The organism is Bacteroidota bacterium (genome assembly GCA_017303905.1).
Lineage (GTDB): Bacteria > Bacteroidota > Bacteroidia > B-17B0 > Aurantibacillaceae > JAHEYG01.
The window spans coordinates 1661033-1675032 of record JAFLBH010000001.1 but is presented as its reverse complement, the minus strand read 5'-3'; the positions used below and the strand labels follow the sequence as shown (position 1 = coordinate 1675032).

Here is a 14000-nt window from a genome sequence, read left to right as displayed (position 1 = left end):
ATGAGAACACTTTTCGCAACTCTAATTTATTTTTTCATATCAACATTATCATTGGCGCAAAACAGCGCCAATGATATTTTAGGATACTACATGGACTCAAAAAGAGAAGCCATCCTAAAGATATTTGAGAAGAATAATAAATACTATGGCAAATTAGTATGGATGAATATTCCGGATCGCGAAGATTATCTTAATCCGGATACAACTAAGAGAAAAGAAAAAATACTCGGACAAATTATCATGAAAGGATTATCCTTTAATGGCACCGATACTTGGGAGGGAGGCACCATCTACAACTCAAGAACAGGAAAAACTTATAAATGCAAAATCACAAGAGAGCCAAGCGGGAACTTATTGTTTAGGGGATATATTGGCGTTTCATTGGTGGGTCAAACTGCTTATTTTGTGAAGGTAGATTTCAAGGAATAGTATTATATTTAATGTAAATATTACGCTATGAAAAAAATCATCTTTAGCACTAGTTTATTTTTATTTGCAATAGCATCACTTGCGCAAAACAAAGCCAATGATATTTTAGGTTATTATATGTCGCCAAGCGGCAAAAGCATATTGAAGATTTATGAAAATAACGGGAAGTATTATGGAAAGCCCGTTTGGATGAAAGAACCTGAGATGCTGGACTCAAAAAATCCTGATGTAAGTAAACGCAACCAAAAAGTATTTGGATCAAATGCAATTCGCGATTTTGTTTTCGATGGAAAAGATACTTGGGCAAAAGGATACATTTATGATCCCAATAATGGTAAAACATACGATTGCAAAATCACACGCGATGAAAAAGGAAACCTGAATGTTCGTGGCTATATTGGCATTTCCTTAATTGGCCGAACGGAATATTTTGTTAAAGTAGATTTTAAAGAATAAAAATATCTTCTCGTGAGAAGTTTAATTGCACTCATATTATTTCTCTCATTTCAATTCACTCTTCCTGCACAAAATCATGAGCACCTGGGTTACTTTATGTCGCCTCAGGAAAACAGTATTTTTAAATTTTATAAGCAAGGCGAAAAATACTTTGCGAAGATAGTATGGATGAAACTCCCCGAAAGAAAAGATACTTTGAATCCTGATTTAAATAAAAGAAGTTTAAAGATATTGGGCTCCATTCCCGTTTATGATTTTATTTTCGATGGCAAACATACGTGGTACAAAGGTCATGTTTATGATGCCAACACCGGTAAAACCTACAAAAGCAAAATCACACGCGATGAAAAGGGAAATCTAATTGTAAGAGGTTACATTGGCTTATCTATTCTCGGAAAAACAGAATATTTTGTGAAAGTAGATTTTAAGGAGTAAAATTTATTTCCCCTCTTACAACTCTTACTAAAAGGTTTTTATAAGCCGGCTAAAAAGCGCTTCAAAAAAAATAATTTTGGATTATTCAAAAATTATTTAAAATATTTGCCCCATTATTTAAAAAGCAAAACACAAGAGCAACACAACAAAAAAAAATGAAAACACTTAATTTCATTCTCTGCTCATCCCGCTTATCGGGAAAAATCAGCTCCTTGAGCAAGAGTGTGTTTTTTTCAACAGCTAACCTGTTGTTTGTTTTACCCGTACGCCCCGTGTTTTATATCCGACGTTGATTAGAGCCCGTACTCTGATTAAAAACTAATGCTGCCGGTCGGCAGTGTTATTACATTTCCATTTTTTTTAATTCTCAAATTCTATTTGAAAATGCAACATTTTGTTGTGCAAGTTGCCAATGAGCATCACTTGCATTATGCAGATCTTATCTGCAACGAAATGGAGTCGTCGGCAAAAGCCAGGGGAACCGGCATTGCCAAGCGTACTCCAGAATATATCCGGCTAAAAATGCTGGAAGGAAAAGCAGTCATCGCCCTTAGTAAAACAGGCGAATGGGCAGGTTTTTGTTACATCGAAACGTGGAGCCACGGTAACTATGTGGCTAACTCCGGCTTAATCGTGTCTCCAAATTTCAGAAAAAGCGGATTGGCTACTGAAATCAAGAAGAAAATTTTTGAGCTATCGAGAGCAAAATATCCTGAAGCTAAAATTTTCGGTCTGACTACCGGACTGGCTGTAATGAAAATAAATTCTGAACTAGGATACGAACCAGTCACCTACTCTGAATTGACACAAGACGAAGCCTTCTGGAAAGGTTGCCAGAGTTGTGTGAATTTCGAAATTCTAAAAAGCAAAGACAGAAAAAATTGCTTGTGCACCGCAATGCTTTACAATCCTGCAGAAAAAAATAAACCCCGATGGTTTGATTTTGTAAGCAAGCAAAAAGTAATGGAACGGTTAATAAGAATTAAACAAACCAACTTTTTAAAAAAATTAAAAATAAAAAAAGAAGAACCTATTAATAGTTTATAAAATGAAAAACAACAACGTTATACTAGCATTCAGTGGAGGATTAGACACCACATTTTGCGCCATTTATTTGAAAAACGAACTCAATCTTAATGTACATACCGTAACGGTTAATACAGGCGGATTTACAAATGAAGAAAAAGAAAAACTGGAACAACATGCCGAAGCATTAGGCGTAAGTTCATTTAAAATTATTGATGCCAAACCTGCGTATTACGAGAAAGTGATTAAGTATTTGGTATTTGCTAATGTATTAAAGAATAACACCTACCCGCTTTCAGTTAGTGCCGAACGGATAATCCAGGCATTAGCCATTGCTGATTACGCGAAACTCATGGGCGCAGAAAACATTGCTCATGGCAGCACCGGCGCAGGCAACGATCAGGTAAGATTTGACATGGCATTTCAAATCTTAACACCGGAAGTAAACATCATCACGCCAATCAGGGATCTTAAATTATCGAGACAACAAGAAATCGATTACCTGAAAAAACACGGAGTAAGCATGAATTTCGAAAAAGCCATTTACAGCATCAATAAAGGCATTTGGGGGAATTCGGTTGGCGGGAAAGAAACACTCACGTCCCATTTATACTTACCAGACCACGCCTGGCCTACTCCAATTTCAAAAACTCAACCTGAAAAATTAAAACTCGGTTTTGTTAAAGGGGAATTGAAAGAAGTAAATGGTATTTCGTTTTCCGATCCTGTAAAAGCTATTGAAGCGCTAAATCAAATCGCTTCTCCATTTGCGATTGGAAGAGACATACATGTTGGTGATACCATTATTGGAATTAAAGGCAGAGTTGGATTTGAAGCCGCAGTTGCGTTGCTGATTATTAAAGCGCATCATGCACTGGAAAAACACGTACTTACCAAATGGCAATTGTATTGGAAAGATCAATTAGCATTATGGTATGGTAATTGGCTGCACGAAGGTCAGTACCTCGATCCGGCCATGAGAGACATGGAAGCATTTTTTGAAAACACTCAGCAAAATGTTACCGGCGAAGTATTCATCACCTTAATGCCATACAGATTTGTTATTGACGGAATCCAGTCTGAACACGATTTAATGAATGATGCCTTTGGTGCTTACGGCGAAATGAATAAATCTTTTACCGGCGATGATGTAAAAGGATTCACGAAAATATTCGGTAATCAAACGGCGATTTATTACAAGGTAAATCAATTACAAAACCAATTAATACTCGATAAAAATGATTAAGGCAGGAATTATTGGAGGAGCCGGCTATACCGGCGGAGAAGTAATCAGATTACTATTAAATCATCCTGATGTGGAGCTCTCATTTGTACAAAGTGAAAGTCAGGCAGGCATGTTTGTGTACCAAACTCATACAGATTGTTACGGAGAAACGGATTTAAAATTCACCAAAGACTGGAATAATACTATTGATGTTATTTTTCTTTGTAAAGGACATGGAGAGGCCAAACAATTTTTATCACAACACGCCTTTCCTGATAACACAAAAGTTATTGATCTGAGTCAGGATTTCAGACACAAACACTCAAACTCGATTCAAAATAAAACTTTTGTGTATGGTTTACCTGAACTCAACAAATCAAAAATTGAAAATGCCAACTATGTAGCTAATCCCGGTTGTTTTGCAACGTGCATACAATTAGCATTATTACCCTTAGCGGCGCATAACCACTTACATTCTGATATCCACGTTACTGCTACAACAGGTTCGACCGGTGCAGGACAAACCTTATCTGCAACCAATCATTTTAGCTGGAGAAGTAATAACCACAGCGCTTATAAAACACTGATTCATCAACATGAAACCGAAATAAACGAATCCTTAGCACAATTACAGAATAATTATAAAGGTCGGATGTATTTTGTTCCTCAAAGAGGGGCATTTACCAGAGGGATTTATTCGGTAACCTATGTAAAAAATGATCAATCATTGGAGCAATCCATGAATTGGTATAAGGAATATTATGAAAACGCAACCTTCACTAGAATTGTTCCATTTGAGGTGGATGTGAAACAAGTGGTAAACACCAATAACTGCTTTATTTCACTTCATAAAGAAAAAGATCAACTCATCATTGTTTCGGCAATTGACAATTTATTGAAAGGCGCTGCCGGACAAGCTATTCAGAATATGAATCTGATGTTTGGAATAAATGAAAAACACGGATTAAAACTTAAACCATCTGCATTTTAAATTAAATTAATAACACATCCCATTTCGACTCCGCTCAATGTGACAGCAATGTCAGTTCGAGCGGAGTCGAGAACAAAAAGAAAAAGAAAAACATGAAACCATTTAATGTATACCCACTTCAAAATATCACACCTGTAAAAGCAAAAGGTTCGTGGTTGTGGGACAGTAACAACGAAAAATACTTGGATTTGTACGGCGGACATGCAGTTATCTCCATTGGGCACAGTCACCAATATTACGTTCAGAAAATAACGGAACAATTACAAAACATCGCTTTTTACTCCAATTCGGTAATAAATCCATTGCAGGAAGAATTAGCTCAAAAACTTGGAGAGATAAGCGGCTACACTGATTACAATTTATTCTTATGCAACTCAGGAGCCGAAGCCAATGAAAACGCATTAAAGTTGGCGTCATTCTACAATGGCAGAAAAAAAGTAATTGCCTTCAGTAAAAGTTTTCATGGCAGAACTTCCCTTGCTGTGGCCGCCACCAACGACGCAAGTATTCAGGCGAACATTAATTCACATGACGTAGTTTTTGTAGAATTAAATAACGAAGAAGCTTTTGTTGAAGCAATGGATGAAAGCGTTTGTGCTGTAATAATAGAAGGCATTCAGGGTGTGGCCGGAATTCAAATTCCTGACAACTCATTCTTACAACTGATTGAACAAAAATGCAAAGAGTTTGATGCAATTTTTATCGCAGATGAAGTTCAATCCGGTTATGGCAGAACAGGAAAGTTTTTCGCACATCAACACGCGGATGTAAAACCCGATTTAATAACTGTGGCTAAAGGTATGGGAAACGGATTTCCTATTGCCGGTGTACTTATCAATCCAAAATTCCAGGCTAAATACGGTTTACTGGGTACAACTTTTGGCGGTAATCATTTGGCTTGTGCGGCAGCCATCGCCGTTCTCGACGTGATAAAGAACGAACAACTAATTGAGAAGGCAAATGCGACAGGAGAAAAATGGATAAACGAATTAAAACAGATGGACGGCATAAAAGAAGTAAGAGGAAAAGGATTAATGATTGGATTGGAATTTGAATTTCCAATCAGTGAACTAAAAAACAATTTAACTTCTGAGCATCATCTTTTGGTAGGTACAGCGTCAAATAAAAATGTAATTCGTCTGTTGCCTGCTTTAACAATTTCGGAGAAAGAAATCGAATTATTCAATAAGGCTTTAGTTAAGAGCTTAGAAAACGCCAATATATTCTTAAAGTCATAACAAATAATCAAACACAAAACAACAAACATAAAACAACAAACATAAAACATCGAACATGAAACACTTTACTACCATATACGACGTAACAGACCCCAATGCACTCATTGAGGATGCTATTCAACTTAAGAAAACACCCTACGCCTATTCCGGCATAGGAAAAAATAAAACCTTAGGATTAATTTTTCTTAACCCAAGTTTAAGAACCAGACTAAGCACACAAAAAGCAGCACGCATGCTAGGCATGGAAGTGATGGTTATGAATCTCGATAAAGAAAGCTGGGCTATTGAATGGAACGATAATGTGGTGATGAATGGAAATACAGTTGAGCACATCAAAGATGCGGCAGCTGTATTAGGTTCTTACTGTGATATTATTGGCATGCGGGCTTTCCCTTCTTTAACCGATCAAAAATTGGATTACAGTGAAAAACTATTAGTGCAATTAATGAAATACAGCAATGTACCGGTTATAAGTTTGGAGTCGGCTACACTCCACCCTTTACAAAGTTTGGCAGATGCAATCACCATTAAAGAAAATTGGAAGGAGAAACACAAGCCAAAAGTTGTTTTAACCTGGGTACCACACATAAAAGCATTACCTCAAGCTGTACCTAATTCCTTTGCAGAATGGATGACAAAATTAGATGTAGATTTTACTATTACACATCCGGAAGGTTATGAATTGTGTGATGATTACACAAAAGGTGCCACCATAGAGTATAATCAGGAAGAAGCTCTTAAAAACGCAGACTTTGTTTATGTAAAAAACTGGTCATCGTTTACCAATTACGGTACTATGCCTGAAGTTAAAGGCAACTGGCTGCTGGATCTGAATAAATACCAATTCACTAATAATGCAGGAATAATGCATTGTTTACCGGTAAGAAGGGATGTTGAATTAAGCAGCAAACTGATTGAACACCCTAATAGTTTAATTCAGCAACAAGCTTCAAACAGAGTGGTTGCAGCACAAGTGGTTTTAAAAAACATCTTAAGTAAACTGCCTGCATCGGAATATAAATCAATTGAACACCTTGAATTGGAGGAAGCATGAAAACATTAACACTAGTAAAAATTGGCGGGAATGTTATTGACAATCAAAAATCCTTAAATAAATTTCTCAGTGATTTTTCCAAATTAAAAGGTGCAAAGATTTTGGTACACGGAGGCGGTAAACTAGCAACACAATTATCTCAACAATTAGGAATAGAAACTAAAATGATAGATGGCAGAAGAATAACAGATTCCGAGACTTTAATAATCACAACCATGGTTTATGCAGGATGGATCAACAAAAGTATCACGGCGCAATTAAACTCTAAAAAAACAAAAGCCATTGGTTTATGCGGTGCGGATGTGACATTAATTCCGGCTACTAAACGTAAAACAAAAAGCGTTGATTACGGTTTTGTGGGAGATATTATCGAAAACAAGATAAACACCGTGTTTATTTCATCACTGATAAATCAAAACATTGTTCCTGTCATTGCACCAATTACATCAAGCTATAAAGGACAATTATACAATACCAACGCTGATACGGTTACTTCGGGCTTGGCAACGGCATTAAGCAAAATTTATAAAGTAAAAATCATTTATTGTTTTGAAAAAAACGGTGTTTTAAATGGCAAAAAGGTCATAAGCAAATTAAATGCTCTCTTATACGCGGAATTAAAACAGAATAAAATCATTATTAATGGAATGATACCAAAACTTGACAACGCTTTTAATGCCTTAGAAAAAGGTGTTCATTCGGTAGTGATTGGTAATTCAAAACAATTACAAAAATTAAATCAAAATGGAGGCACAAACATTAGTATCAAATAGCACACTTCTAACCGAAGATGCAATTGAACTGTTAAAACAATTAATTGCGACTCCTTCCTTTAGCAAAGAGGAAAGTAAAACTGCGGAGATTATTTTTGATCTTTTGAAATCAAAAACCATTAAAGCAAACAAATACCTTAATAATGTTTGGGCTAGCAATTTGTATTTTGATGAAAGTAAACCCACTTTACTATTAAATTCTCATCACGATACAGTTAAACCTAACAAAGGATACACCGTAAATCCATTTGATCCCATTGAAAGCGATGGCAAACTTTATGGCTTAGGAAGTAACGATGCCGGTGGTTGTTTAGTGAGCTTACTGGCGACTTTTCTATATTTTTACAATAAGCAAAATTTAAAATACAACATTGTATTTGCCGCCAGTGCCGAGGAAGAAATATCCGGAAACAATGGTATTGAAGCACTTTTACCACATTTAGGCAACATTGATTTTGGTATTGTGGGCGAACCTACGCAAATGCATATGGCCATTGCCGAGAAAGGTTTGCTGGTACTGGATTGTATCAATTATGGTAAAGCCGGACATGCCGCCAGAAACGAAGGTGACAATGCGTTGTATCATGCCTTACAAGATATCAGTTGGTTTAAAAACTACGCATTCGATAAAGTATCAGAAGTATTAGGTCCTGTTAAAATGACCGCAACTTCCATTGAAACCGAGAACAAGGCGCATAATGTTGTCCCTGCTTCCTGCAAATTTGTGGTAGATATTCGGGTGAATGAATTATACACCTTCGATGAAATTCTGAGCATCATTAAACAAAATGTGAAGTGCGAAATTAATCCAAGAAGTTTAAGAATGCGTTCTTCTTCCATTTCATTAAACCATCCACTTGTTATTGGAGGAATAGAGTTGAATCGAAATTACTACGGCTCGCCAACCTCCAGCGACAAAGCTCTGATGCCCTTCCCTACTCTAAAAATGGGTCCGGGTGACAGCGCACGAAGCCATACAGCAGATGAATTTATTTATCTAAAGGAAATTGAAGAAGGAATTGAATTATATATAAAATTATTAGAGAAGATAATATAATGTCACGTCGAGTGAAGTCGAGACGTAAATACGCACGTAAGTTCTCGACTTCGTTCGAACTGACAAAAAATAAAAACAAAATGAAAACAAAACTTTGGGAGAAAGAAATAAAAACCGATCAACTGATTGAGAAATTCACAATAGGTAATGACAGAACAATGGACCTATTTATAGCGCCTTATGATGTAATGGCTTCGAAAGCGCATGCTAAAATGTTATGCAAAGTAGGATTAATAACAAAAGAAGAATCTGAGCAGCTTATTAAAGGATTAAACGAAATAGCCGAATTGATAGCTGAAGGTAAATTCAAAATAAACGAAGGCATTGAAGACATCCATTCGCAAATTGAATTTTATTTGACTGTAAGATTCGGCGAAACCGGAAAAAAAATTCACACAGCCCGTTCAAGAAACGACCAGGTTTTAACTGCTATTAAATTGTATTTAAAACACGAATTAGAGACTATAAAAAACAAGTGTATTGAATTACAGAATTTATTTAATGAATTAGCAGTTAAACATTCCGGTATAACATTACCCGGGTACACGCATTTTCAAGTGGCCATGCCTTCGTCATTTGAGGTGTGGTTAACAGCTTATGCTGAAAGTTTAGAGGATGATTTGGAATTGGTTCAAGCAGCTTACAATGTATGTAATAAAAATCCATTGGGTAGCGCTGCTGGTTATGGCACTAATTTTAAGATCGACAAAGAATTTACAACCAAAGAAATGGGATTTGCATCCTATCATAAAAGTGATGTATATGCTCAAATGACCAGAGGAAAATCAGAAAAAGTAACCGCAATGGCTATCTCAACGATTGCGCATACGATTTCAAAATTCGCTTATGATGTATGTTTATACATGTGTCAGAATTTCAATTTCATTTCCTTTCCCGAACAATTCACTACAGGTAGCAGTATTATGCCGCACAAAAAAAATCCGGATGTATTTGAATTAATCAGAGCTAAATGCAATATTCAGCAAGGTTTACCTATTCAGCTTACTTTACTCACAAATAATTTACCTAGCGGATATCACAGAGACATGCAAATAACTAAGGAATTAATTTTCCCTGCCATTGAACAATTAAAAGAATGTTTGGATGTACTGTTACATGTTTTGCCTTCACTCAAGGTGAATGTAAACAGCGCGGATGATGAAATTTACAAATACATGTATAGTGTAAATGAAGTTAATGACTTAGTCATGCAAGGCACATCATTCAGAGAGGCATATAACATAATTTCCAAAAAAATAAAATTAGCCAATTAAAAAAGGCCGGAATCCCGGCCTTTCTTTTCATTACAAACATTAATTATTCCTAAACACAAATCTATTCTCAAACATATCCAGAACAATTTCTTTGTCTTTATTAATACTACCTGATAAAATTTGTTTTGACAATTCGTTCAACACTTGCTTTTGCATTACACGTTTTACCGGCCTTGCTCCAAACTGAGGATCATATCCTAATTGTGCCAACCAATCAATGGCCTCCGGTGTTGCACTCATCTTAATCCCTTGCTCTGCCAACATCTTCGCTACGTTGTTGAATTGAATCTCCACAATCTTATTGATATCATCACGATTCAAAGGTTCAAACATTATGACTTCATCAATTCTATTCAAAAACTCCGGACGAATCGATTTCTTCAACATCTCGTACACCTCAGTCTTTGTTTTTGCCAAAACGGTATCCTTATTCTTCTCCGTCATCTTTTCAAAATTCTCCTGAATCAAATGAGAACCGATATTGGAGGTCATAATGATGATGGTGTTTTTAAAGTTCACTGTTCTACCTTTGTTATCGGTTAAACGTCCGTCGTCTAATACCTGCAACAGAATATTAAATACATCCGGATGAGCTTTTTCGATTTCATCCAACAACACTACACTATATGGTTTACGACGCACCGCTTCAGTTAATTGTCCGCCTTCATCATAGCCCACATATCCCGGAGGCGCTCCCACTAATCGGCTTACCGCATGACGCTCCTGGTATTCACTCATATCAATACGCGTCATTGAATTTTCGTTATTGAATAAAAATTCGGCCAAGGCTTTCGCTAACTCTGTCTTACCTACACCTGTTGTTCCTAAGAAAATGAACGAACCTATCGGACGTTTAGCATCTTGTAAACCGGCTCTGCTTCTGCGCACCGCATCCGCAATACTTTCAATTGCTTCTTGTTGTCCGACTACACGCTTATGCAATTCATCTTCGAGATGCAATAATTTTTCTCTCTCACTTTGCAACATTCGTGACACCGGAATTCCTGTCCACGCACTCACTACACTTGCAATATCTTCACTGTCTACTTCCTCCTTCACCATTTGTGAACCATTCTCTTTTGCTTCAGATAATTTAGCTTCCATTTCGGCCAACTTAGCTTCGGCCTCCTTAATTTTCCCATAACGGATTTCCGCTACTTTACCGTAATCGCCTGCCTTCTCAAAATTATTGGCTTGAACTTTTAAATCTTCAATCTCCAGTTTAATTTTCTGAACACCTTCAATCGCTTCCTTCTCGCCTTGCCATTTTGCACGCAACGCAGCACGTTTATCTTGTAACTCCGCAATTTCTTTATTCAATTCAGTCACCTTCTTATCTTCATTCTCACGCTTCATCGCCTCACGCTCGATTTCCAATTGCATAATTTCGCGTTCTACTTTATCCAACTCAATTGGCATGGAGTTAATTTGCATACGCAATTTAGAAGCCGCTTCATCCATTAAGTCAATGGCTTTATCCGGTAAGAAACGGTCACTGATATAACGTTGTGACAATTCAACAGCGGCAATAATCGCTTCATCTTTTATACGCACCTTGTGATGCGTTTCATATTTTTCTTTGATACCGCGCATGATGGAAATAGCATCTTCTGCACTTGGTTCATCCACCATTACTTTTTGGAAACGGCGTTCTAAAGCTTTATCCTTCTCAAAATATTTTTGGAATTCATTTAAAGTAGTTGCACCAATCGCTCTTAATTCACCGCGCGCCAAAGCAGGCTTTAAAATATTTGCCGCATCCATGGCACCCTCTCCGCCTCCACCTGCACCAACCAGCGTATGAATTTCGTCAATAAACAACACAATATCACCCTCACTGCCGATAACTTCTTTAATCACCGACTTCAATCTTTCTTCAAACTCACCTTTGTATTTTGCACCCGCAATAAGAGCACCCATATCCAAAGAATAGATTTGTTTCGACTTCAAATTCTCGGGTACGTCACCGCTGATGATGCGATGCGCTAATCCTTCCGCAATAGCTGTTTTACCTACACCGGGCTCACCAACCAAAATCGGATTGTTCTTACTTCTACGGGATAAAATTTGTAATACACGACGGATTTCTTCGTCTCTTCCGATTACAGGATCCAACTTACCATTTTGTGCCTGCTGATTTAAATTGATGGCGTATTTATTTAAGGCATTGTAGGTTTCTTCCTGACTTTGAGAAGTAACACTTGCACCTTTACGTAATTCTTTAATAGCAGCTTTTAAATCCTTTTCATTAAATCCGGAATCTTTCATCATACTCGCCACACTATCGCCACTTGCCAGTATGCCTAACAACAAATGTTCAATCGATACAAATTCATCTTTAAATTCTTTAAGGTATGTATTGGCTTTAGCAACAGTTTGATTGGCACCATTCGATAAATAGGGTTGCCCGCCACTCACCCTTGGATAGGATTTCACAATGCTTTCGAGTGTCTTTTCAAACACTTGTGCATTAATGCCAAGCTTCTTTAACAGGAATGGCGTTACGTTTTCATCCACTTCTAAAATGGCCTTTAATATATGGCCATTTTCTATAGCCTGATTGCCATTGATGGTTGCTAACTGCAAGCTTTGCTGAATAGCTTCCTGAGATTTGATGGTGAAATTGTTTAAATTCATAATGGTATTCTTTATTTATATACATAGCCGCTCAAATCCCGTTCCAAGCTATATTATCGGTAAAAAGGGCAGAATTATATGGAAAAAAGGACAAATTGACCTCTGAAACACAAAAAACGCGACAGTAAGTCGCATTAAAAATAAAAATATATTTTGCTTGACTATTAAACAGACTCACCCCGACCTCACTACGTTCGGTCACCCCCTCTCTGCGCACAGAGAGAGGAGAAACGCTATGCTAAAAACTTTGAATCACTAAAGGATTATCTTTGAATATGCTTTCTGATTTTTACTTGACAAAAACTTTCGGACACTAGCTACTAATGCCTCGTTTGTTTTGTTGTTGTATGCATCAACTTCAACTAACAATACCGGAATATCTAATTTCTTCAAACCACTTAAATAACTTTTGGTTACTGCTTGTAAGTATTTTTTATCAATGGATGTTTCAAAATTACGGCCACGCTTTTTAATGTTACTTAATAAATTAGTGTGATGCGTATGGATGTAAACAATTAAATCGGGCTTTTGAGCTACTTCCTCTATAGTCTTAAAATGCTTTTTATAAAGTGCGTATTCCTTTTTGGATAAATTAGTTTTGGCAAACCAAAGACATTTATACAAACTAAAATCCGCTACCGTGATTTTGCTCTTCCTTTTCTTAAAGTAATTATGTAATTGTGCGTGACGGTCAATTAAAAAACTATACTCGAGAGGGAAAGCCATTTTCTTTTTATCCTTGTAAAAAAGTGGCAGCAAGGGATTGTCCTCGTAATGTTCAGGTAAAAAATCCGCTTTTAATTTTTTCGCCAATGCAATTGCTAAAGTAGTTTTGCCGGCACCGATATTTCCTTCTATACAGATATACATTTTATAATCTTTTTACTGCAGATGTATCCTTGCATTCGATTAATAATTCATGAATTGTTTTATTCAGAACCGGATGAATTAATTCTGAAGCAATCTCATTTAAAGGTTCCAATACAAACCGACGCAAATGCAAACGTGGATGAGGCACTTCCAGTAATTCGGACTTAATGATCTCATTATTAAAAAACAAAATATCCATATCCATGGTACGAGACGCGTTACGATTATCGCTACGGATTCGCCCCATACTCTTTTCTATGTCCAATAAAGTTGTCATTAATTCAATTCCATTCTTCTCCGTTACTATCTTAAGCATTTGATTGTAATAATCCGGTGCTTCTTCAATACCCCAGGCCTTGGTTTGATAAATGCCTGATTCTGCCTCCATTTTACAACCCATACCTAATAATTGCCGTTTAGCCTCCAGTATATTGGCCAATCGGTCGCCCATATTTCCGCCCACACATAAAAAAGCTACGTTCATAAAGTTTATGGGTTTAGAAGCCCTTTAAAAGGTAATTTAGGTTAGAATTAA

Annotated in this window: 14 protein-coding genes; 11 read left to right on the top strand and 3 right to left on the bottom strand. The window is 36.8% G+C overall.

Annotation, left to right across the window (positions count from 1 at the left end; all coding sequences use genetic code 11):
• From J0L69_07125 to argH, 11 genes are all read left to right on the top strand, one after another.
• Positions 1-429 (top strand): DUF2147 domain-containing protein, encoded by a 429-nt coding sequence (locus J0L69_07125; protein MBN8692952.1) that lies wholly within the window; start codon positions 1-3, stop codon positions 427-429.
• Positions 430-456: 27 nt separating this feature from the next.
• A complete protein-coding gene (locus J0L69_07120; protein MBN8692951.1) occupies positions 457-885 on the top strand; it encodes a DUF2147 domain-containing protein in 429 nt (142 codons plus the stop codon).
• A 12-nt stretch (positions 886-897) separates the two neighbouring features.
• The gene (locus J0L69_07115) at positions 898-1320 is read left to right on the top strand and encodes a DUF2147 domain-containing protein (protein MBN8692950.1); all 423 of its coding nucleotides are present in this window, start codon (positions 898-900) and stop codon (positions 1318-1320) included.
• 378 nt (positions 1321-1698) lie between these two features.
• Positions 1699-2367, top strand: coding sequence for a GNAT family N-acetyltransferase (locus J0L69_07110; GenBank protein ID MBN8692949.1), 669 nt, complete (start codon positions 1699-1701; stop codon positions 2365-2367).
• Position 2368: 1 nt separating this feature from the next.
• Complete coding sequence (locus J0L69_07105) at positions 2369-3592, top strand: argininosuccinate synthase (protein ID MBN8692948.1); 1224 nt, start codon at positions 2369-2371, stop codon at positions 3590-3592.
• Entirely contained in the window at positions 3585-4562 is a 978-nt protein-coding gene (locus J0L69_07100; protein MBN8692947.1) for an N-acetyl-gamma-glutamyl-phosphate reductase, read from the top strand. The genes J0L69_07105 and J0L69_07100 overlap by 8 nt, the downstream gene beginning before the upstream one ends.
• A gap of 92 nt (positions 4563-4654) precedes the next feature.
• Positions 4655-5800: an aminotransferase class III-fold pyridoxal phosphate-dependent enzyme gene (locus J0L69_07095; GenBank protein ID MBN8692946.1), complete on the top strand. Its 1146-nt coding sequence runs from the start codon at positions 4655-4657 to the stop codon at positions 5798-5800.
• 55 nt (positions 5801-5855) lie between these two features.
• Positions 5856-6854: an acetylornithine carbamoyltransferase gene (locus J0L69_07090; GenBank protein MBN8692945.1), complete on the top strand. Its 999-nt coding sequence runs from the start codon at positions 5856-5858 to the stop codon at positions 6852-6854.
• On the top strand, positions 6851-7627 hold the full coding sequence (gene argB, locus J0L69_07085; protein MBN8692944.1) for an acetylglutamate kinase: 777 nt from the start codon (positions 6851-6853) through the stop codon (positions 7625-7627). The genes J0L69_07090 and argB overlap by 4 nt, the downstream gene beginning before the upstream one ends.
• Entirely contained in the window at positions 7599-8684 is a 1086-nt protein-coding gene (locus tag J0L69_07080; GenBank protein ID MBN8692943.1) for a M20 family metallo-hydrolase, read from the top strand. The genes argB and J0L69_07080 overlap by 29 nt, the downstream gene beginning before the upstream one ends.
• Positions 8685-8764: 80 nt before the next feature.
• The gene (gene argH / locus J0L69_07075; protein MBN8692942.1) at positions 8765-9958 is read left to right on the top strand and encodes an argininosuccinate lyase; all 1194 of its coding nucleotides are present in this window, start codon (positions 8765-8767) and stop codon (positions 9956-9958) included.
• 39 nt (positions 9959-9997) lie between these two features.
• On the opposite strand, the gene clpB is transcribed toward argH, so the two are convergent.
• The 3 genes from clpB to folK all read right to left on the bottom strand — a co-directional run bounded on the left by clpB (position 9998) and on the right by folK (position 13949).
• Positions 9998-12595, bottom strand: coding sequence for an ATP-dependent chaperone ClpB (gene clpB / locus J0L69_07070; GenBank protein MBN8692941.1), 2598 nt, complete (start codon positions 12593-12595; stop codon positions 9998-10000).
• 255 nt (positions 12596-12850) lie between these two features.
• Positions 12851-13465 carry a deoxynucleoside kinase gene (locus tag J0L69_07065; protein MBN8692940.1) on the bottom strand — a complete coding sequence of 205 codons (615 nt, stop codon included), beginning with the start codon at positions 13463-13465 and terminating at the stop codon, positions 12851-12853.
• Position 13466: 1 nt separating this feature from the next.
• Positions 13467-13949, bottom strand: a complete 483-nt coding sequence (folK, locus tag J0L69_07060) for a 2-amino-4-hydroxy-6-hydroxymethyldihydropteridine diphosphokinase (protein ID MBN8692939.1) — start codon at positions 13947-13949, stop codon at positions 13467-13469.
• Positions 13950-14000: the final 51 nt, after the last annotated feature.

Excerpts from the sequence above, each read along its gene's own strand:
- J0L69_07125 (MBN8692952.1), top strand. The coding sequence starts at position 1 with ATGAGAACACTTTTCGCAACTCTAATTTATTTTTTCATATCAACATTA.
- J0L69_07120 (MBN8692951.1), top strand. The coding sequence starts at position 457 with ATGAAAAAAATCATCTTTAGCACTAGTTTATTTTTATTTGCAATAGCA.
- J0L69_07105 (MBN8692948.1), top strand. The coding sequence starts at position 2,369 with ATGAAAAACAACAACGTTATACTAGCATTCAGTGGAGGATTAGACACC.
- J0L69_07100 (MBN8692947.1), top strand. The coding sequence starts at position 3,585 with ATGATTAAGGCAGGAATTATTGGAGGAGCCGGCTATACCGGCGGAGAA.
- J0L69_07095 (MBN8692946.1), top strand. The coding sequence starts at position 4,655 with ATGAAACCATTTAATGTATACCCACTTCAAAATATCACACCTGTAAAA.
- J0L69_07090 (MBN8692945.1), top strand. The coding sequence starts at position 5,856 with ATGAAACACTTTACTACCATATACGACGTAACAGACCCCAATGCACTC.
- argB (MBN8692944.1), top strand. The coding sequence starts at position 6,851 with ATGAAAACATTAACACTAGTAAAAATTGGCGGGAATGTTATTGACAAT.
- J0L69_07080 (MBN8692943.1), top strand. The coding sequence starts at position 7,599 with ATGGAGGCACAAACATTAGTATCAAATAGCACACTTCTAACCGAAGAT.
- argH (MBN8692942.1), top strand. The coding sequence starts at position 8,765 with ATGAAAACAAAACTTTGGGAGAAAGAAATAAAAACCGATCAACTGATT.
- clpB (MBN8692941.1), bottom strand. The coding sequence starts at position 12,595 with ATGAATTTAAACAATTTCACCATCAAATCTCAGGAAGCTATTCAGCAA.
- J0L69_07065 (MBN8692940.1), bottom strand. The coding sequence starts at position 13,465 with ATGTATATCTGTATAGAAGGAAATATCGGTGCCGGCAAAACTACTTTA.
- folK (MBN8692939.1), bottom strand. The coding sequence starts at position 13,949 with ATGAACGTAGCTTTTTTATGTGTGGGCGGAAATATGGGCGACCGATTG.